This window comes from Flagellimonas lutimaris (assembly GCF_003581615.1).
GTDB classification, from domain to species: Bacteria; Bacteroidota; Bacteroidia; order Flavobacteriales; family Flavobacteriaceae; genus Flagellimonas; species Flagellimonas lutimaris.
Window position 1 is genome coordinate 83010 of record NZ_QXFH01000074.1, and the last position, 20172, is coordinate 103181.

The 20172-nt window shown below is 40.1% G+C and carries 16 protein-coding genes, 1 other RNA gene and 1 pseudogene; 5 read left to right on the plus strand and 13 right to left on the minus strand.

Features of this window, described 5'->3' with window-relative positions:
- Positions 1–69: 69 nt before the first annotated feature.
- On the minus strand, positions 70–1761 hold the full coding sequence (locus D2V08_RS12420) for a M23 family metallopeptidase (protein WP_119608487.1): 1692 nt from the start codon (positions 1759–1761) through the stop codon (positions 70–72).
- Positions 1762–1917: 156 nt separating this feature from the next.
- Between D2V08_RS12420 and D2V08_RS12425 the strand changes: the two genes are divergently transcribed.
- From D2V08_RS12425 to rny, 4 genes are all read left to right on the plus strand, one after another.
- Positions 1918–2208: a coiled-coil domain-containing protein gene (locus D2V08_RS12425; protein ID WP_119608488.1), complete on the plus strand. Its 291-nt coding sequence runs from the start codon at positions 1918–1920 to the stop codon at positions 2206–2208.
- A gap of 14 nt (positions 2209–2222) precedes the next feature.
- A complete protein-coding gene (locus D2V08_RS12430) occupies positions 2223–2516 on the plus strand; it encodes a cell division protein ZapA (protein ID WP_014031631.1) in 294 nt (97 codons plus the stop codon).
- A 54-nt stretch (positions 2517–2570) separates the two neighbouring features.
- A non-coding RNA gene (gene ssrS, locus D2V08_RS12435) (6S RNA) lies at positions 2571–2680 on the plus strand.
- Between the two features lie 52 nt (positions 2681–2732).
- The gene (gene rny, locus D2V08_RS12440) at positions 2733–4304 is read left to right on the plus strand and encodes a ribonuclease Y (RefSeq protein ID WP_119608489.1); all 1572 of its coding nucleotides are present in this window, start codon (positions 2733–2735) and stop codon (positions 4302–4304) included.
- Positions 4305–4316: 12 nt separating this feature from the next.
- On the opposite strand, the gene D2V08_RS12445 is transcribed toward rny, so the two are convergent.
- Positions 4317–5564 carry a DUF7477 domain-containing protein gene (locus D2V08_RS12445; RefSeq protein ID WP_119608490.1) on the minus strand — a complete coding sequence of 416 codons (1248 nt, stop codon included), beginning with the start codon at positions 5562–5564 and terminating at the stop codon, positions 4317–4319.
- Positions 5565–5805: 241 nt separating this feature from the next.
- On the opposite strand from D2V08_RS12445, the gene D2V08_RS12450 reads away from it, so the two are divergent.
- A complete protein-coding gene (locus D2V08_RS12450) occupies positions 5806–6228 on the plus strand; it encodes a CBS domain-containing protein (RefSeq protein WP_119608491.1) in 423 nt (140 codons plus the stop codon).
- A gap of 45 nt (positions 6229–6273) precedes the next feature.
- On the opposite strand, the gene D2V08_RS12455 is transcribed toward D2V08_RS12450, so the two are convergent.
- From D2V08_RS12455 to D2V08_RS12505, 11 genes and pseudogenes are all read right to left on the minus strand, one after another.
- On the minus strand, positions 6274–8328 hold the full coding sequence (locus D2V08_RS12455; RefSeq protein WP_119608492.1) for a DUF349 domain-containing protein: 2055 nt from the start codon (positions 8326–8328) through the stop codon (positions 6274–6276).
- 143 nt (positions 8329–8471) lie between these two features.
- Entirely contained in the window at positions 8472–9224 is a 753-nt protein-coding gene (locus D2V08_RS12460) for a shikimate dehydrogenase family protein (protein ID WP_182835537.1), read from the minus strand.
- Positions 9178–10215 carry a DUF368 domain-containing protein gene (locus D2V08_RS12465; protein ID WP_119608493.1) on the minus strand — a complete coding sequence of 346 codons (1038 nt, stop codon included), beginning with the start codon at positions 10213–10215 and terminating at the stop codon, positions 9178–9180. The genes D2V08_RS12460 and D2V08_RS12465 overlap by 47 nt, the downstream gene beginning before the upstream one ends.
- Before the next feature lie 19 nt (positions 10216–10234).
- A complete protein-coding gene (locus D2V08_RS12470) occupies positions 10235–11152 on the minus strand; it encodes a polyprenyl-phosphate transporter (protein WP_119608494.1) in 918 nt (305 codons plus the stop codon).
- Positions 11153–11173: 21 nt separating this feature from the next.
- Positions 11174–12575 (minus strand): annotated as a pseudogene (locus D2V08_RS12475) (tetratricopeptide repeat protein).
- 86 nt (positions 12576–12661) lie between these two features.
- Positions 12662–13858, minus strand: coding sequence for an aspartate aminotransferase family protein (locus D2V08_RS12480; protein WP_119608495.1), 1197 nt, complete (start codon positions 13856–13858; stop codon positions 12662–12664).
- Positions 13858–15561, minus strand: a complete 1704-nt coding sequence (locus tag D2V08_RS12485) for an OstA-like protein (protein WP_119608496.1) — start codon at positions 15559–15561, stop codon at positions 13858–13860. The genes D2V08_RS12480 and D2V08_RS12485 overlap by 1 nt, the downstream gene beginning before the upstream one ends.
- Before the next feature lie 92 nt (positions 15562–15653).
- Positions 15654–16133 (minus strand): Dps family protein, encoded by a 480-nt coding sequence (locus tag D2V08_RS12490; RefSeq protein ID WP_119608497.1) that lies wholly within the window; start codon positions 16131–16133, stop codon positions 15654–15656.
- 82 nt (positions 16134–16215) lie between these two features.
- Positions 16216–18330, minus strand: coding sequence for a glycoside hydrolase family 97 protein (locus D2V08_RS12495; RefSeq protein WP_119608498.1), 2115 nt, complete (start codon positions 18328–18330; stop codon positions 16216–16218).
- A 99-nt stretch (positions 18331–18429) separates the two neighbouring features.
- On the minus strand, positions 18430–19698 hold the full coding sequence (locus D2V08_RS12500) for an adenylosuccinate synthase (protein WP_119608499.1): 1269 nt from the start codon (positions 19696–19698) through the stop codon (positions 18430–18432).
- Between the two features lie 12 nt (positions 19699–19710).
- On the minus strand, positions 19711–20169 hold the full coding sequence (locus D2V08_RS12505) for a Fur family transcriptional regulator (RefSeq protein WP_100818780.1): 459 nt from the start codon (positions 20167–20169) through the stop codon (positions 19711–19713).
- Positions 20170–20172 lie beyond the last annotated feature (3 nt).

Consider the following 20172-nt stretch of genomic DNA (forward strand, 5'->3'; position numbering starts at 1 on the left):
TTTACTTTGAGGTTTAATCTTAAAAAAATATAAATCGGTAAATGATATTTTTCGTCTGCAAAAATAAGCCTATTTCCTGAAAAAATTACCAACAAAGGTTGTGGAGTTGCCCACATTGTCAGTAACAGTGACTTTTAACTCACATTCTGTTTCGTTAGAGATGTTGTCCTCAAAATCGTAGGTTATGGTGTTTGTTTTTGGTTCATACTCCATCAAAATCCATTTTCCATTCAAGGTTGCCGAATAGGTGTCAATACCACTTAGATCGTCCGAAATGGCAAGGCTTAAATAGCTATAGTTACTCAGCCATTGTTTTTCTTTAAAATTCTTTGGTTTTATTTCCGGAGCAATACTATCCTTTACCAATGTATAGGTGCCCAATGTACGCGTTCTGGTAGTAAAGGAGCCATCCCTTTTGTATGTTTTGGAATAAGATGACCTTGATTTACTATCTAAATGGGCAATAAACATTTGCTTTCTATCTTCTGCCGAATATTTAGAGGGGTCAAAACTAATAGTGAAATTTCGGTGTGCTGCCACACTATTGTCGTGTATGGTAATGGTATCGCTTCCCTTTTCCAAATTGATAAAGAAATCCTCGTAGAATGTGCTCGCCGGGAAATATACCTTGGCCGCACCTAGGTCAAAATTGTTGGGCTTATCTGCAATTACGAAGTTTTCGGTAGTTTTATCAATTTTACTGATTTTCTCCTCTTGTTTTTTTCCGTCAATAGGGATGATGAGCTTCGTGGTGTTTCCGGCCACATCGGAAATCAATAACTCTGTATTGTAGGACACACCTTCTTCTACTTTGATTTTGCCATCGTTGTAAAGCGATTCATATATGTTTAAATGGTTGTATGGCTCCTTAAAACATTTCTGGATTTTTTGCCTGTGGTCATAAAAATGTGCGTAGTCAATAAGCGTATTGATATATCGTGTTTCCCCAAAAGAAAAGGAATCAAAATCAAATTCGGAATACACCCTGCCATTTACGGTTTGTTTTATGGCGTACACCCCATTTTTGTTGGCAGCCATGTCCAAACGGTCAAAACTGTTAATTCCAAAACCAATAGTTCCAATTGCCGTAACCTTATCTGCCAAATATGAACCATCGGATTGTCTTGTGTAATTCAATTGAATTTTGTCTGCACTTTGATTAATTAATGCGCCTTCGGACAAAGGGTACCCGTAGAGTCCCAACAAAGTTGGATCGGTGGCATCTCTTACCTCATACCCATAGAGCAGAGGGTTGGTGGGCTTTCCATTTACGCTGTTTCGTATTTCAAAATGAAGATGGGGTCCAGCAGAGCTCCCCGTATTGCCCGAGTAAGCAATCGTACCGCCTTGGGTTACTTTAAGTTCCCCATAATCCGGAAACATTTCCACTTCGTAGGATTGCTTCTCGTATTGTGCTTTTTTTACATACTCTTCTATTTCTGGCCCAAATTTTTTAAGGTGCGCATACACTGATGTGTACCCATTTGGGTGGGCTATATAAAGCGCTTTTCCGTATCCCCAATGAGATACTTTGATGCGCGTTACGGTTCCATCACCAATAGCAAAAACGGGCAACCCTTCCCTTTGTTGAGTTTTAATGTCCATTCCTGAATGAAAGTGATTGGAGCGCAGTTCACCGAAAGTTCCGGCTAAAACCAAAGGAATCTCCAAAGGAGGGCGAAATGTATCTTGGGGGTATTTTTTCTGTGCAGGTAACTGTAATGCAATCAAAAAAATGGCTAAAAAAAAGTTGCAGCGCATATAAAAAACAATATTTCTCTACGAAAGTAACCAATGTTTTGATTTGAGAAAAAGATTTAAGATGCTCCCTTGTGGCTTTAAGAATAAATCCTAAAAGTATTGCGAGGTTGCACTAGGTTGGTTAACTTTGTGTAATACGTATTGTTGTTTGCATATATGAGCGAACTTGTTGAGATTGTGGATTCTTTAGAGAACAAGGTGAGCAAGCTGCTGCACAAAATGGAGCTGTTGCACCAAGTCAATGCCAAGTTAAAACAGGAATTGGTTCTTTTAGAGGAGGAAAACCAACTTAAGCAAAATGCTCTAAACGAATGGGAGGAAAAGTATGACTCCTTGAAAATGGCGAACACAATGCTGGGTAGTAATACTAGTAAAACAGAAGCTAAGCTCAAGATAAATACATTGATTCGCGAACTTGACGTTTGCATAGCCAAATTAGCGGATTGATAGGTACCGAAATTATGGACGAGAAGCTCAAAATAAAGCTTTCCATTGCGGATAGGGTGTATCCCTTAACGATTGACCCAAAGCAAGAGGAAGGGTTGCGAAAAGCGGCCAAGAACATAGAAAATTTGGCAAAAAAGTTTGAGCAAAACTATGCCGTTCGGGACAAGCAAGATGTTTTGGCCATGTGTGCCTTACAATTTGCTTCAAAAATTGAGCAAGGCGGAATAGACCGTTCAGAAAACGCGGAGGCCGCCATGCAGCGCCTCAGAGCATTGGATGAATTGGTTCATTCCAAATTGGGGGAATAAGTTCTTTTAAATAAAATATTGTTACTGCCCACATTGGTAATTAATTTTTGACAAACTCAACACTATTATAATTAGAAAGGGTGAGTTTAGGTTGTAAAAGCAGGCCCTACCTGTATAGGGATCCTTGATCAATCTGTTAGCCCTAAACCTGTATTTAGGAGTTTGTACAAAACTTCGGCCGATGTGGGCTTTTTTTTTAACTAAACATAAGCAAACATGGATAATATCATAGTTATTGTTGTCGCAGCTGTTGTAGGGCTGGCAATAGGATTCGCAATTGCCAAGATGATGGAGAAGGGCAAAGCATCCAGGACCATTGCCAACGCAAAGAAAGATGCGGCCGATATCATAAAAGAAGCCAAGAAGGAAGGGGAGAGCGTAAAGAAGGACAAGATTTTTCAGGCCAAAGAAAAGTTTTTGGAGTTGAAGGCCGAGCATGAAAAGGTCATTATCAATAAAGACAAAAAAATTGGTGAAGCAGAGAAGAGAACCAGAGATAAGGAATCTCAAGTGAGCAGTGAGCTTGCCAAGAACAAAAAGCTTAACGATCAGCTACAAGAAAAAATTAAAGAGGTTGCGTACAAAAGTGATATTCTGGAGAAAAAGCAATCTGAAGTAGAAAAACTTCATAAGAGTCAAGTACAGCAGTTGGAGGTCATATCTGGTCTTTCTGCAGAAGATGCTAAGGCACAACTTCTGGAATCACTAAAGGAAACCGCCAAGAGCGATGCCATGGCCTATCTTCAAAATACCTTGGAGGAAGCCAAGCTTACCGCACAACAGGAGGCTCGTAAAATTGTAGTGAATACCATTCAACGTATTGGAACCGAAGAAGCTGTGGAAAACTGTGTTTCCGTGTTCAATTTGGAGTCCGATGATGTAAAAGGACGAATTATTGGCCGTGAGGGTAGAAACATTCGTGCTTTGGAATCTGCTACTGGAGTGGAGATTATTGTTGATGATACTCCAGAAGCTATTATACTGTCATGTTTTGATTCGGTTAGAAGGGAAGTGGCCCGTTTATCCTTGCACCGACTGGTAACCGATGGTAGAATTCATCCAGCCCGTATTGAAGAGGTTGTCAAAAAGACCGAAAAGCAAATCAACGAAGAAATTGCCGAGATAGGAAAACGTACCGTGATCGATTTGGGTATCCATGGATTGCACCCTGAATTGATCAAGGCGGTAGGCCGAATGAAATATCGTTCCTCCTACGGACAAAACCTATTACAGCACTCTAGGGAGGTTGCCAAACTTTGCGGTGTAATGGCTGCAGAATTGGGACTTAACCCAAAAATTGCCAAGAGAGCCGGATTGCTCCATGATATTGGAAAGGTTCCAATGGCAGAGGTGGAAGTGGAAACGCCCCATGCTATTTTAGGTATGCAATGGGCACAGAAATATGGTGAAAAAGATGAGGTCTGTAACGCAATTGGGGCTCACCACGATGAAGTTGAGATGACCACTTTGATTTCTCCCATAGTACAAGTTTGTGATGCTATTAGCGGTGCTCGCCCTGGGGCAAGACGACAGGTGTTGGATTCCTACATTCAACGTTTGAAGGATTTGGAAGATATCGCCTTTGGATTCAATGGAGTACAAAAAGCCTATGCCATTCAAGCTGGTAGGGAACTACGGGTCATTGTCGAAAGCGAAAAGGTGAACGATGACAAAGCAGCTGAACTTTCTTTCGAAATCTCACAAAAAATACAAACTGATATGACCTATCCCGGTCAGGTAAAAGTTACTGTAATTCGGGAAACACGCTCGGTGAACGTTGCCAAGTAAAGTTATACGCTGTTAGTATTGGGCGTTTTTAAGAATCCAATCGATTGGGATGTCTTGGTAACTTATACCGGATCTGTTCGTGGTATTTGTAGGATTCTTGGACATAACCACGAGCCACATGCCGTCTCCATAGGTCATAGACGTTATGGAGTAACCTTTGTCCGCCCTTTCGATAATCCAATCAGAAGGATATTCAACTTGGGTCTTCCATGTTTGTGCCCCGAGTTTGGAAGCCTTGCTCATAGATAACGCCCAAAGACCATTCCCATAGGTTGCTGAGGTGATGGCATAGTTTTCGTTCCAATTGTCAATAATCCAATCTCTGGGAATATCATAACTCGTTTTCCATCTCTGGGTCTCAAAACCTGTACTTTTGTTCATAACCACGTACCAATTGCCGCCACCATTGGTCATGGAAGTTATGGAGTAATCATCATTCCATTTTTCGGTAATCCAATCCTTAGGGAAGGTAGATGACTTTTTCCATGATTGCGGGCCAAACCCATACCCCTTGCTCATGAGCACGACAAAAGTATTTTTACTGTCATCAAAATCCATAGAGGTGATGTAAAAACCTTCACTCCATTGATTCTTGATCCAGTCACTGGGATAACTATTTGATTCTTTTATCCTTTGCTCCGAGTAGTTAAGGCTACTATTTTTATCCATTACTGCCGCCCATAAGGGTTTTTGATCAATGCCATTGGCCAACACAGTTACTGCATTGTCCTTAACTGGATACGATAATTCCCCTTTGTTCAAAAATACCAGCAATTGGAATATAGTTTCCTTCTCATCAAAATAATCATCCAAATACCCTTTTGTCAGTGCATCGGGATTCAATTTTACCCAATACAACATAGGTTTCATATATTGGGTAATGTCTCCACCGCTAAATCCATTGTCATCTACCGTATACGCCTGGTAATTACCGTTTCCAATATCTTTAAGATAAAAGTTGTCCGCCGAGTAGCTCGACTCCGATGATCCCCTTACGATAGATGCATTGGTTCCATCCAAGAACTTGTCTATGGTGCCATCAGATTTTGTGAAGTTTTTATAAGAACATCCAAAGTTTGCCAATTTGTCCGATCCGTTGTTGTAATACTTTACTCTTACCAAGGCTTCACTATCCTCATAAAAAATTACCAGTGCCGTGTATTTGATTTCGCCACTGATCCAGCTGGTTTCGTAATACGTTTGAGAGAACCCAAAGATTGATGTTAGTAATGTAAGCGACAGTGCTAAAAAAGTTTTCATTTTGTTGGATGGTATTTTTAATTCCTCTTTGAAAATTAAAAATGGCTATTTACTTAAGAATATTGCAAAAAAAAGAGACGTAATGTTAAAAAAAGCTAATGAAAGTATGTTTTATTCGTGACTACTGTTCATTTTATAACCTTGTTTCATTGGTTTGTTAAGATGATGAACTGACAATTATCATACTTTGCCAGTTAGAATCAGGGTAACTTCATTCAAGGAATTTTAAATTACTGGAACGATGAAAATTGGTGTACCTGTTTCGAAAATAATGACCAAAAACTTGGTCACATTGAGCACCAAAGATGATTTGGTGACTGCTGAACGACTTTTTAAAAAACATCACATAAGACATATCCCTGTGGTTGAAGGCAACAATATTAAAGGTATGCTGAGCCATACAGATTTAATGCGCATCAGTTTTGCAGATGCCATTGACGAACATGAGGAAGTTGTGGACACTATTGTTTATAATATGTTTACGATTCCCCAAGTAATGGTGCATGATGTGGTGAGTGTAACCTCTGATACTACAATAAAAGATGTTGCCGAAATTTTATCGAAACGGGAATTTCATGCACTACCTGTTGTGGATAATGGGAAGCTAAAAGGTATTGTAACCACAACAGATTTAATCAGGTACTTTTTAAAAAGTATACTCTAATCCTAAGTATAGGTAGGAGAAAAAAGGAGACAAATACGTTGAAACCTATTCTCCCTCATTGTTGTTTTCCTCTTCCTCGGTTTCCTTGTTGAGTTTGTGCTCTAGTATATTGAGCTTCTTCATCTTTTCCTTCCAAGTTTGAAGCGCTTCTTTTTGCTTGTCCAGTTTATTGATAACTTCCTTTACCAACGGGTTGTCCTCAGAGTTACCTGAGAAAAACTGAAGGTTGTTCTCCAATTGGCGAATATCTGATTTTACCTCATCAATTTTACGTTTTACAAAAACACGTTCATTGCCAATGGCGTAATTATCCTCTGTTTTGGCAAGTTCTTGTACTTTGTTTCCGTATTTGAGCAATTCGGATTGTTGCTTGACAATCCCCATTTTTTTGAAGAGGGCATCAACTATTTTATTGAACTTACTGTTGATGTGCTTTTTGTTATATGGGATACGCCCGTATTGCTTCCATTCGGCCAAAAATGCCTTTAGGTCTTCGAGGTCTTTTTTCTTATCACCGCTTAATTGGAATTTTTTTAGACGGTCCAGGCACTCGCTTTTCTTTTTAAAGTTCTCGAACTCCTCTTTGTGCGCCTCGTTCTTTTCAGAATGCAATCGGTCAAAATAATGGTTACAGGCATCTTTAAATTCTTTCCAGATTTTATCGGAATACTTCCTTGGAACATGGCCAATTTTTTTCCAGTCCCTTTGTATGCCTTTCATTTGTGGGGTAACCTCATCCCAGTCTTCACTATCTTTCAATGAAACAGCCAGTTCCAAAAGCTCTTTTTTCTTTTCAAGGTTTTGTTGTTGCTCTTTTTTCTGATTCTTATAAAAGGCATTCTTGGTTCTGTTGAACTTGCGAACGGTTTCTTTGAATTGACTCCAGGTATCTTCATTAACCTTTTGTGGTACCCGACCAGCCTTAAAGAATGATTCTCTCAGCGCTTCAACCTCTTTTATTTGTTGTTGGATGCCCCTATGATTATCTGCAACGCTCCCTGCTATTTTAGCAATAGCAGCAATAATCTCTTGTTTTTTCTCCAGATTTTTCTCGTAAACCTTTTCCAATTCTTGGAAATGTTCTTGTCTACGATGGTGCATTGCCTTGGTGGCTGTACTGAATTTTTCCCAGATTTCTTCCCGATGTTCCTTGGCTACAGGGCCAATGTCCTCTTTCCAAATCTTGTGGAGCGTTTGCAGTTCCCTGAATGCTTTGCCTAAGTCCGGCTCATTGGCCAAAGCTTCGGCACGTTCCACCAACTTCTGCTTTTCTTCCAGATTGTGTTTAAAATCCAGATCGCGCAACTCACGATTTAGGTGTAGAAAATCATAAAAGATTTCCATGTGGTGGTGATAGGTACGCCACACATCATTATAATTGGTACGAGGAATCGGTCCAGCATTTTTCCAGCGATTCTGAAGATCTTTAAAGTTATTATAGGTGGTATTGATGTCCTCCTCAATATCTATAAGTCCTTTGAGTTCTTCAATAATGTCCAATCGCTTTTGAAGATTAGTTTTCAAAGATTGATCTAATTGCTTATAGTACTGATCACGTTTTTCACGAAAATCGGAATAGACCTCATTGAATTGTCTTTTGGCAACCGAATTGTATCTAAAATCTATTTCATTACCACCTTTGGATACAAATTCTTCCTTTTTTTCATCTAAGAATTCTTGGAATTTTTGGTCGAACTCGTACTTAATGGCACTAACATGCTTGTTAATGGCCTGTACTTTTTCATTTTTGACCAGACGCTGTAACTCCCCTACAAGGTTTTCCATGGACATGGAGTGGTAGTCCAGCATTGGGATGGTATGGCGCTTTTCGTTTTCGACATCCTCCGCATCCTCTGCATTTGATTCGTCAATTTCGTCTAAGTGCTCATCGGAATCGTTCTTTTCGGTACTTTTTTCATCGCTCTTGGCTTCGGAAACTGTTTCCTTCTCAGGCTTTTTTTCTTCTTCATTCTCAGACGTAACCTCTTGGGACACTTTTGGTTCTGCTTGAGTGCTTTCTTCCAATTGTCCTTTTATGTTTTCTGACGTTTCTTCTATACCACCTTCAGCTTGCTGAAGTTTACCATCGTTTTCCTGCATTAGTAGCTTGTTTACCTATTTGATTGATGAAAATTATAGCCAATTTAACAACTTAATTGTCTAATAGCAAAAGTATTGATTCTTCTTTTGAAGAAGTTTGGAGATGTACGGATTGGCCCAATCCTTATATTGATTGCCTTATTTTAGGCTTGGTTCCAGATTTTCCACGCTTTTTCGGCCTGTTGTTCCAGCATTTTCAATCCGTTGCATATGGTTGCTCCATTGGCTTCGCCTAGGGCTAAAAAAGCAGTTTTTTCGGGGTTGTAGATTAGGTCGTACAATAAATGTTTGGCACCGATATACTGATATGGAATCTGAGGTTTGGCCTCAACATTGGGGAATGTTCCCAAAGGGGTACAGTTAATGATCAGAGTGTTTTTTTTTATGATGTCTTTGTCCAGCTCTTCGTAAGTATACTGCCCTTGTTTTTTGCTGCGCGAAACGTAGGTGTTAGCAATTCCCAATTCATCCAAAACAAAACGAACAGCTTTGGATGCGCCTCCGGTGCCTAAAATCAATGCATTTCTATGATGTGGTTTAAGGAAAGGTTCCAAGGATTTTTTAAACCCATAGGCATCGGTATTGAAGCCTTTTAAACCATTTTTTGTAAACTGAATGGTATTTACCGCACCGATTTTTTCGGCTTTTGCGTCCAATTCATCCAAATAGGAGATAACATCTTGCTTATAAGGAATGGTTACATTAAGCCCTTTAAGGTTGTCTTGGGCCAGCACATTTTTCAGTTCCTCCATATTTTGAATATCAAAATTCTCGTAGCTATGGTTAGTAAGCCCTAAATCCTTGAATTTTTGGGTGAAATATCCCTGCGAAAAAGAATACGAAATGTTTTTACCGAGAAGCCCGAACCTGTTCATTTTTTTGTCTGTTGTTGCCATACCAATCCAAAATCAATAATACCAAAATCCCGATTAAAATAAAAAGTATGGCCCACCATGTTTCCGCCTCTGCCATATTCGGAAAATGACGTGTATAGTTAAGAATTATTCTGTCCCCGTTAGTATCCAATAATGGGTTCCCTGCTCCATCCAGCTTAAAAACGGTTCTTTTCCAAGGCCAAAGTACACCCAAAGATCCTGTAATAAATCCTAAAAGAACTGCTGTTGTAATGGCTTTAAAGTGTTTGAGCAAATAACTGAGCAAATGCGAAAATGTGACCAATCCAGTAATGGAACCCAACGTAAACACACCTAATATTTTAAGGATTTGCATACGTTCCTCATTCTTATAGAAGCTAAAATCTCCTGAGAAAATTTCCGAGAAAGTGTCGTAAAGCGCGTTTACCGAATCTACCAGAAGTAATACATAATTCCCCAGTAAAATCAATATAAAGGAACCGGAGAGGCCAGGGAGAGTCATTCCGGAAACACTAATGATGCCACAGAAAAATATGAAGAGTAGATTGTCGTTTTCACGAGCAGGACTTAAAAAGCTGATGGAAACACCGATAATCAGTCCAATAATCCCTGCTGGAACAGTGCTTTTGTTCCAAGGGGCAAAATCCTTGCCTATGTGATAAATGGAGCCAATGACCATTCCGAAGAAGGTGGCCCAAACAAAAAGTTCGTTGTGCGCCAAGAAATAGTCCAATATTCTGGATACACTGAAATAGCTCACCAGCATTCCAAAAATTAACAGACCTAGAAATCTAGCATTGGTATACTGAAAAAAGCTTTTGAATCTCCCATTAAAGAATAATTTTACGGCTTTGGAGTTCAGTTTTTGAAGGGAATAAATGAACTCTTCGTAAAAACCGGCCACAAAAGCAACAATACCTCCCGAAACCCCGGGGACCTTGTTGGCAGCACCCATGCAAAGGCCTTTTATGACCAAGAAGAAGTTATCCAGAAATGTTCTAGGTTGATGCATGTACCTAAATGGGTTATCCTTATTTTTTGGAAGCTAGTCTTTCCAGGATAAAAATAAGTGAAAAACCTAGGATGGCTAGAATAATAGCAAGCATTAATTTGCTATCGCCCTCAAATGTGCCAGGAAGCACGTTCATATCATCAACAACAATGGTCTTTTCGCCAAAAGTTTTGGTCTCCAAGACTTTTTTCCAAGGCCAAATTTTATTCAAAGACCCTAAAATGAACCCTGTTAAAAGTGCCAAGGTGATGTTTTTATAGTGATTGAACATCCATTTGAGCAATCGGGCAAAACTTAATAGCCCAAAAATGGCGCCTACGCCCACGGTTAGAATTATTTTAATTTCCCTTTCGTGAACTGCATCCAAAATGGTTTTGTATGAACCTAGTAACACCAAAATAAATGCTCCCGAAATTCCTGGAAGAATCATAGCGCAAATTGCTAGTGCGCCAGATAAAAACAAATAGGGCAGACTGTCAGTGTTATCGCTCACGGGCAGCTCGGTAATAAAGAATGCCAAAGCAGCTCCCACAATCAATATGAACACTGTTCCCAACGTCCATTTGGAAATCTCTTTTCCTACAAAAAAGATGGAAGCAACCACAAGTCCAAAGAAAAAGGACCATAATAGGATTGGTTCGTTTTCCAAAAGCCAGCTAAGGAACCTTGCCAAGGAGAGGACGCTAATAAATATCCCCAAAAAAAGGGCCAACAGAAAATTGCCGTTTACTTTTTGCCATACGGCTTTGATGCCACCTTTCTTTAAAATTGAAATAAGAGAAAAATCAATGTTATTGATGGAGGTAATAAGTTCCTCATAAATGCCAGAGATAAAGGCGATGGTTCCTCCTGATACTCCTGGGACTACATCTGCGGCGCCCATGGCCATTCCTTTAAGGGTGACAAATACATAGTCCAGTATACGACGTGCTTGCATGGATTTGGGAATAATGTAGGGTTATTTCGCTGTTTTCCTAATTTTTAAAACCAGTGCTTTTACCCAATCAATTTCTATAAATTCTGGGAATTCTTTTTCAAACTGCTGCAATTTACCAATATCCAATTTCATAGCCTTGGATAAGATGGTTTTTGCTTCAGCCAAGTCATCATTTTTTAAATGAATGCCTGCCAATGTATAGGTGAGGTCCGAATTATCAGGATAAAACTCCAGTCCTTGGATCAATACTTGTATGGCAGAATTGTAATCTCCTATTTTATTGAGGACTTCTGCCCAGTTTTTCCAAGTTTCCAACTCATAATTGCCAAGATCAACAGTTTGCTTATAAGCAAAATCAGCTTCGTCCAGATTGTTCATGGCAAAATAAATCCTTCCGGCTTTTTTCCAGTATTTTGGATTTTCCCCATCAATATTTATGGCCTTATTGATGTAGTATAGGGCTTTTTCGTAGTTTTTTTGTCCAAAATGGAAATCTGTGATGGCCAACCAGCCTTTGTCCAATAAAGGATCTTCGTGAACAGTGTGGTAGTAATAGTATTTTGCCAAATCGAAAGTTGCCCAATTTTTCATGGCATTTCCCAAGTCGAAGAAAAGCGTAGGAAGTCGGGTCTTCCATCGATATGGTGGATTCATAATTTTCAATGGCTTCGTTATACCGACCCAATTTTTCCAAAACCTTGCCTTTTTCAAAATATGCACCGATAAAGGAATCATCTGAAATAACGGCAAAATCAAAAGCGGTCAGGGCCTCGATATATAATTTTTTGGACAAATACATTTTTCCCAATTGGTGCCACGCTACCTCGCAATAGGGGTTTCGGTCCAAATAGTCGTTCAAGTAATAGATGCCACCGTCAAAATCTTCCAAAAATTCAAAGCAGTATACTACATTGTATAGTGATGAATAGTCTCTGTCGTCAATTTCCACACATCGCATAAAACTGAGCTTTGCTTGCTCATAATTGTCCATAAACAGGTATTCCATCCCTAAAAGGGAATGGATATCGAAAGAATGATCTGTAATGTCCAGCGCCTCCAGCAATAAGTTTACGGCTTCTTGGTGTTTGTCCTGCTTGGAACGGATATTGGCTCTTTGGATATAGATTTCCTCGTTGGTCACATTGATGTTCTGTATTTCATCCAGAAGTGTTTCAGCAGCATCAAATTTGTCCTCGAAAGCCAACACTTCCACTTGTAATAACTTTAATTCTAGTGAGTTTGGGTGTTGTTGCAAACCAATTTGAATGGCTTTTTTCCCCAAGGAGATTTTACCGTTGTTCAGGTAGTAGTGGATAATTTCCTCAAAGTCCTCCGCATCAAAGAAGTAGACGTCATCCGTCTTGAGCATGGACTCAAATTTGTTTATGGATTTGTCTGGATATTCGTTAGATTCTAACGCCATAGGAACGTTTTTGGTTGAACTATGGACTTAAAATTAACCCTTTGTGGTTCTGTTTAAGTCTAAATTCGGGGTATGTTATCAACAAATTAGTTAACAGTATCGGGTTGGTAGCTATTTAAAATACTGAGGATTTGGTCGCAACCGGCTTCAATTTCTTTCATCGAAATAGTTAATGGTGGTGATATTCTCACGGCCTTGGACTCAAATAAAAGCCAAAAAAGTATCAACCCTTTCTTAGCGGCTTCAAGAATCAAATAATCGGCTATCTTCTTGTTTTCCATAATGGGAGCAAGCATTAATCCTTTGCCCCTTATTTCCTTAATTAAAGGATGTTGCAATAGTTTTCTGAACAGTTTTTCTTTTTTGAGAGTTTGTGGGATAATGTCCGTTTCCGTGATTTCTTTTAAGGTAGCCAAACTTGCCGCTGCAATTACGGGATTTCCACCAAAAGTAGTAATATGGCCGAATTTTGGGTTGTCTTTTAAATCGCTCATTAATTCCTTGGATGCAACAAAGGCACCTACAGGTAACCCCGATGCCATTCCTTTTCCAATCACCAAGATGTCGGGTGGACAGTTATAGTGCTCAAAAGCGAATAATTTACCTGTTCTACCAAAACCAGGCTGTATTTCGTCCAATATCAATAGGGCACCGACTTCGTCGCAACGCTTTCTGACTTTTTCCAGATAATTGTTTTCTGGTACAATAAATCCAGCACCGCCCTGAATTGTTTCCAAAACCACACAGGCTGTACGCTCGTTGATTTTTTCCAGTTCTTCCCCAGCATTAAAATTCATGAAACGGACATCTGGTATCAATGGACGGAAAGCACTTTTACGCTCTTCCAATCCCATAAGACTCAAACTACCCATGGTATTTCCATGGTAGGCATTTTTTGCTGCTACGATTTGAGACCTTCCCGTGTGTCTTCTGGCTAATTTTATGGCACCTTCCATGGCTTCCGTCCCTGAATTGACCAAATACGTAGTGTTCAGATTTTCGGGAAGGAGGGATGCCAATAGTTTTGAGAACTCAACTGCTGGCTTTTGAACATACTCTCCATAGACCATTACGTGCATGTATTGGTCCACCTGTGTTTTTATAGCGTCCACCACTTTGGGGTGGCAGTGTCCCAAGCTACATGCGGACACTCCAGCCACAAAATCCAAATGCGCATTGCCATCTTGGTCATAGATGTAGCACCCTTTGGCATGCGAAACATCCAAGGCCAATGGATGAGGGGAAGTTTGGGCTTGGTATGTGAAAAAATCGTTTTTGGACATTACGGGCTTTGTGCTTTCTTTTTAAGAACGGGCTTTTTGGGTTTTACAGCCTTGGTGTTTGGCGCATTAATAGGGTCATTCTGGTTTTTTTGCCGTTCGTTTTCCTCTGCATCAATATCTATAGGATTGTCTATGCCCCTAATTTTTACTAGTTCAATATTATTGTCATCTTCATCAAAAATTTCTTCCTTGGACCTGATTCGTTCGTCACCACGCCAAATAAAGCCTTTTAATTTTCGGCTCTCAACAGGCAGGTCGGTTTCGGGAAATATATCACCATCAGGATTTACAAAAAAGGTTATGTCCTCAATATCGTTATCGGCCATGAGCAGTCTTATCTTACTACAGATGGTTTTATCGATGCCAACAAGCTCCTCATCATCATTGTAGACATAGTAAATAACTTCGGTGTTTTGGACCAAGTCGATGATCTTCAATTCGTTTTCTATGAATTTGCCAAAGAGGTTTTTGCCCTTCGCTTGATTGTATCCCGTTCCGCTAATGGTGTCCAATGAAATAATGAAGGCATTTTCTATCACTTTTAGGGAATCCAATTTATCGGTCTCCAAGTCCGATATTAAATGGATGCTATCCCCTGTGATTTGATTGTCCACATTCCATAAAATAGGGTCGGTAATCAGTTGGGTGATTCCCGTTTTTTCATCAAAATGGATGGAATCACATTTACCACTTAAGTCGGTTTTATAAAATTTGGCGTTACGAAATGCCCGAAGAATGCGTTCTTCCTCTTTTCCTGTTACCATTAAGGTGTCACCGTGCATATAGAGCGAATCTTTTTGCACCAGGCTGATGGAAACCGCCCTTTTTGTGGCAAAAACGGAATCTTTTGCCTTGTGAACTTCGGCATAATGTGCTCTAATTACCCCATTGTTGATGGTGTCTGTAATCTTGATGTTGTTGGTGGCCGAAGCAAACTCCGTAGCCTTGTCAAAATAGAGGCTATCTCCTTCGATGATTTTGTTATCGTAATCTATTCGGGTGTTTTTAATGCCATAGCCCTGTTCTATCTTGGTGTCGTAAAATCCACGCTCGCAATAAATCTTGTACTCCTCCCCGGTAATGGTGGAGGGACCGTACATGTAGGCGTTTTTGGAAGTGGTATAGTAATCTAACTGTTCCGAATCTATAATGTAATCGGGATTGTCTATGTGCACATTTCGCTGGAACTGATACTTTTTTGGCGTCATAAAATAAGTCCCCACTTTGCTGGTGAGCACATTGGCGGAATCTACTACTTTACCACCAGCATTATAATAAGCTTGTTGATTTTCTCGATCAAAATAAAGGGTGTCGGTAGTCAATGTCATTTGGCCATTGGTCAAATCAACCTTTTCCCAAGCTTTGGCCAGCTTTGTATTGCCATCGTAATCCATTTTACCGCTATTCATCTCTATGGAATCTCCTTGTTGAAGACGGATGTTACCAATAGCTTTGAGTCGGTTTTCTTCTGTATAAAAAATAGCGATATCACACCAAAGGTCTGCACCTTGGTGTTCAAACTGCACTTGGCGCTCATCGTCCTTACTAAAAATAGAGGCGCCAGGAAACTCGGCTTCGTTCTTGGTAAAGTTGGCCCCATATACAATGTTGATTTGTCGGCCACCTTCGGTTTGCTGCTCTTGGGCAAAAACGCTAAAAACGAAAAGCGATAGAATGAAAAATGAAATGCTTTTCAAATTCATGAAATTTTGCCCAAAAGTAGGATTTTTAGCGGACGTGGCATATACCCTTTAGAAAGCTTTGGGAATTGATGTGCGTCTCACATAATACTCTTTTATTCATTTAGATAGGCCGAGTACATCCAAATGAGTTTTTCCTGTTCTCGAATGTAATCACTCATCAGGGCATTGGTACCTTCGTCATTGGATTCACCTGACATCTCCAAAAGTTCTCTTTCCAAGGGTAAAAGTACTTCGTATCCGTCCAGAATTTTCCGAATGGCCTCGTTGCCGCCCGATACGTTTTTTGCCGCTTTTATTTTGGATAATGCCGTGTAATCTTCGTAGGTGTGAAGCGGAGTAAAGCCCAAAGTCAAAATCCTTTCCGCGATTTCATCTATTTTTACCAATGAATCGTTGTACAGTTCCTCGAACTTAATATGAAGCTCAAAAAACTTTTCGCCCTTGATGTTCCAGTGGAACCCGCGCGCATTCATATAAAAGAATTGATAGTTCGCCAAAAGCTCGTTTAGCTTGTGGGCCAAATTGCTCGAATCATTTTTATCAAGCCCTATTTGGTTGAGTTTATCTGTCATAACTTTTTATTTTGATATAACCCAAAAATAGTTTTAGTCCATAAGTCCCACAGTGATATAAGTCACATACACTTGCCTCTAATCAATCATGTTTCTTCATCAAACTAATGGCAAATCCACCTCCTTCGGCCAATGGAATGGTCAATGAAGAGCCCGGGCTGATGTCGATTTCCTCAATGTTGATTGCGGTAGGATTGTTTTTGTAATGTGAATCCTCTGCATCTTTATAAACAATGGCTTCATAATCGACTCCATCATCCAGAAAATCAAAATCAATAGTAATTTCCCTGGCATTTTCATCAGTGATTCCACCAACGAACCAATTGCCTGTTTCTCGTTCTTTACGGGCTATGGTCACGTAGTCGCCTACTTCTCCGTTCAGTACATTGGTCTCTTCCCAGTCCACACCGACATCCCTAATAAATTGTAAGGCTGGTTGGCCTTCATAATTTTCGGGTAGATCGCAAGCCATTTGAACAGGACTGTAAATAACGACATATAGTGCCAGTTGCTGCGCTAGTGTAGTGTTTACACTGTTGTTTTCCTTGCCGGGAATATCAATGTCAAAAACTCCGGGGGTAAAGTCTATAGGGCCTGCCAACATCCTCGTAAAGGCCACAATAGGTAAGTGTTCTGGAGGGTTTCCACCATCGGCCGACCAGGCATTGAATTCCTGTCCACGGAGCCCTTCGCGTGCAATAGCATTGGGGTATGTCCTGCGAATTCCTGTCGCTTTTATGGGTTCATGTGCATTGATGGCAACATTGTATTTGGCAGCAGTTTCCAATACTTTTCTGTAATGATTTACCATCCACTGACCGTGATGGTATTCTCCTTTTGGGATGATTTTACCAACATAGCCCGTTTTAACGGAATGAATTCCCAATTGGTTCATCAATTGATAGGCCGTATCCAATTGTTGCTCGTAGGTGCGAGGTGCTGCCGAGGTTTCGTGGTGCATAATAATTTCCACACCTTTTTCCTTGGCATACCTATTCAATTCTTCTAGATTATAATCGGGGTAGGGGGTCACAAAATCGAAGACTCCTTCGCGGTCCTCAAAACCTATCCAATGTTCCCAACCCGTGTTCCAGCCTTCGACCAAAACACCTTTGATGTTGTTTTTAGCGGCAAAATCAATATAGCGCTTGGTATTTTCTGTGGTCGCCCCATGCTTGCCGGTAGGTTTTAAATCATTGGTGAAGGTATTCATGTCTTGTGAGCCTGCGTAATCCCAAGTAGACTTGCCCACGTGCATTTCCCACCAAATGCCTACATATTTTTTTGGTTCGAACCAGCTAATATCCCCTAGTTTGTTGGGCTCATTGAGGTTTACAATCAAGTTTGATTCAATAAGGTCGCTGGCGTTGTCGGCAATTTGAATGCTACGCCATGGTGTTTTAAATGGCAGTTCCTTTTTTACTTTGTACCCAGTTCTATCGGAACCTACCAATTCACTAGTCAATAACAGGGATTCATTGTCAACTTTTAAGGTCATTCCAGCATAATCGGTAAGATTGGCCTCATGAAAACTCAGATGCAGCCCATCTGCACCACGCATTGTCACTGGAGTATTTACGGCATTTTCGGGAATATAGGTCGCAGCAAGGTCAGCATTGTCTCTTTTGGATATGGCATCGATTTCTGAAACTTTGGTGGTGTTGTAAAGATGTTCATAGATATCCCAGTCGCCGGGAATCCAAAATGTGGTATAATCTTCGGTCAACTGAAACTCGGTGTTTTCATCCATGATAGTGATACTGTCAATCCCTTGTTGGGGCAGAAACTCGTAGCGGAAGCCAACACCATCATCATACGCCCTAAAATAAATATTGAACTTGCGGTTGGGAGCTTCTGTTTCTTCTAGCTCAACTTTGAGCTCATTGTAATGATTCATAACTTCCCTTTGCTCGCCCCAAGGCATCTCCCAAGTTTCATCAATGGTATTTGTAGTTGAATTTATGATGCTCAGATTTCCGTTTAAGGACTTTTGGTTCTTAAAATCAAAATTCATGGAAGAGGAATCGATAACAATTTTATTGTTATTATTCACAAAATAATAGGGTGTACCATCTTCCGAAACGTAAAAATCTATAGAATTGGTCCCGTTGGGAGATGTTACCAATAATTGTGCAGGTTCTTTAGTGCAGGAAATAAGGATTCCCACCAAAAATAGTAGGGTCAGTGTTTTGTTCATGTTATTGATATTTAGTCAATTATATGTGAAGTAAAATAATATCCTAGATTTGAAAAACAGGACATTGAAGTTACTGAAAAATGAACAAAAAACCGAAGTTTACCTATGAATAGTCTGAGTCCTGTCAGGACCTACGGATACTATTTTAATGGGTACATTTAATTCCTCCTCCAAAAACGCAATATAGTCGTTTAAGGTAGCTGGCAACTCTTCTGCTTTGGAAAGTTTTGTGAGGTCCTTGGACCATCCTTTCATTTCGGTATATAAAGGAGTTACATACTCTTCTTCAATGTTGTAGGGCAAATGTTGAATTTCTTCGCCTTTGTATTTGTATGCCGTACATACTTTAATGTTGTCAAAGCCACTTAGAACATCAGCTTTCATCATCATCAATTCGGTTACTCCGTTAATTTGAACGGCATATTTCAAAGCAACCAGATCCAACCAGCCGCAACGTCTTGGTCTTCCTGTCGTGGCACCAAACTCGTTGCCAATTTTTGCCATTCTTGCACCATCCTCATCAAAAAGTTCGGTCGGGAATGGGCCACTGCCAACTCGCGTTGTGTAGGCCTTAAATATTCCCAAAACCCTTTCAATTTTATTGGGAGCAACACCGAGTCCGGTACATGCGCCGGCCGCTGTAGTGTTGGAGGAGGTTACAAAGGGATAGGTTCCGAAATCAATATCCAATAGGGAACCTTGCGCACCTTCGGCCAAAATCTTTTTGCCTTCGGCCTGAGCTTTAAAAATGTATTCCTCGCTATCAATAAAGGTCAATTTTTTAAGGGTTTCCACGCCTTCGTAAAATTCAGCCTCCAATTCATCGAGGTTATACTGAATATCCACATCGTAAAAATCGATCATGGCCTCGTGCTTATCGGCGAGGGCGCGGTATTTTGTTTTCCAGTCCTCGAACTCCAAATCCCCGACACGCATACCATTACGGCCAGTCTTGTCCATATAAGTTGGTCCGATACCTTTTAGGGTAGAACCAATTTTTGCTTTTCCTTTGGAAGCCTCGGAAGCGGCATCCAATAAGCGGTGGGTTGGCAGGATCAAATGGGCTTTTCGAGATATAAAAAGCTTGGACTCAATATCAATATTGAATTGCTCCAAGTTATCCAGTTCTTTTTTGAAGATTACAGGGTCTATTACCACTCCATTCCCAACAACGTTGATGGCGTTTTTGTGAAAAATTCCTGAGGGAATAGTGTGTAATACATGTTTAATGCCATCAAATTCTAAAGTGTGTCCTGCGTTTGGACCTCCTTGAAATCGGGCGATAATATCGTATTCCTTGGTAAGTACATCAACAATTTTTCCTTTTCCTTCGTCTCCCCATTGGAGTCCAAGCAATAAATCTACCATGTAATGTGTGGGTTATTCGGTTAGGTTTTCTTCTTCTTTGTTTCGAGTTCCGTAGAAATATAGTGAGTGGTTGCTGATCTTAATATCAAAAACCTCTTCAATTGTCTTTTTTATGGATTGGATGCGCGGGTCACAAAATTCTACAACTTCGCCGGTATCCGTTAAAATAACATGATCATGCTGGCGGTCAAAATATGATTTCTCATACTGTGCCTGATTTTTGCCGAATTGATGCTTGCGAACCAATTTGCTCTCCAACAAAAGTTCAATGGTATTGTAGAGTGTAGCTCTGCTTACCCTATAGTTTTTTGTTTTCATTTTAATGTAGAGGGATTCCACATCAAAATGATCGTCACTATTATAAATTTCCTGTAAAATGGCGTAGCGTTCAGGGGTTTTACGATGCCCTTTTTCCTCAAGGAACGAGGTGAACACGTTTTTTACAATTTCCTGATTTTTATTGTTTCCCATGTC

Excerpts from the sequence above, each read along its gene's own strand:
- D2V08_RS12470 (WP_119608494.1), bottom strand. The coding sequence starts at position 11,152 with ATGCAAGCACGTCGTATACTGGACTATGTATTTGTCACCCTTAAAGGA.
- D2V08_RS12460 (WP_182835537.1), bottom strand. The coding sequence starts at position 9,224 with ATGGCAACAACAGACAAAAAAATGAACAGGTTCGGGCTTCTCGGTAAA.
- D2V08_RS12500 (WP_119608499.1), bottom strand. The coding sequence starts at position 19,698 with ATGGTAGATTTATTGCTTGGACTCCAATGGGGAGACGAAGGAAAAGGA.
- D2V08_RS12430 (WP_014031631.1), top strand. The coding sequence starts at position 2,223 with ATGGACGAGAAGCTCAAAATAAAGCTTTCCATTGCGGATAGGGTGTAT.
- D2V08_RS12490 (WP_119608497.1), bottom strand. The coding sequence starts at position 16,133 with ATGACAGATAAACTCAACCAAATAGGGCTTGATAAAAATGATTCGAGC.
- D2V08_RS12485 (WP_119608496.1), bottom strand. The coding sequence starts at position 15,561 with ATGAATTTGAAAAGCATTTCATTTTTCATTCTATCGCTTTTCGTTTTT.
- D2V08_RS12465 (WP_119608493.1), bottom strand. The coding sequence starts at position 10,215 with ATGCATCAACCTAGAACATTTCTGGATAACTTCTTCTTGGTCATAAAA.
- D2V08_RS12455 (WP_119608492.1), bottom strand. The coding sequence starts at position 8,328 with ATGCAGGAAAACGATGGTAAACTTCAGCAAGCTGAAGGTGGTATAGAA.
- D2V08_RS12505 (WP_100818780.1), bottom strand. The coding sequence starts at position 20,169 with ATGGGAAACAATAAAAATCAGGAAATTGTAAAAAACGTGTTCACCTCG.
- rny (WP_119608489.1), top strand. The coding sequence starts at position 2,733 with ATGGATAATATCATAGTTATTGTTGTCGCAGCTGTTGTAGGGCTGGCA.
- D2V08_RS12450 (WP_119608491.1), top strand. The coding sequence starts at position 5,806 with ATGAAAATTGGTGTACCTGTTTCGAAAATAATGACCAAAAACTTGGTC.
- D2V08_RS12445 (WP_119608490.1), bottom strand. The coding sequence starts at position 5,564 with ATGAAAACTTTTTTAGCACTGTCGCTTACATTACTAACATCAATCTTT.
- D2V08_RS12425 (WP_119608488.1), top strand. The coding sequence starts at position 1,918 with ATGAGCGAACTTGTTGAGATTGTGGATTCTTTAGAGAACAAGGTGAGC.
- D2V08_RS12480 (WP_119608495.1), bottom strand. The coding sequence starts at position 13,858 with ATGTCCAAAAACGATTTTTTCACATACCAAGCCCAAACTTCCCCTCAT.
- D2V08_RS12420 (WP_119608487.1), bottom strand. The coding sequence starts at position 1,761 with ATGCGCTGCAACTTTTTTTTAGCCATTTTTTTGATTGCATTACAGTTA.
- D2V08_RS12495 (WP_119608498.1), bottom strand. The coding sequence starts at position 18,330 with ATGAACAAAACACTGACCCTACTATTTTTGGTGGGAATCCTTATTTCC.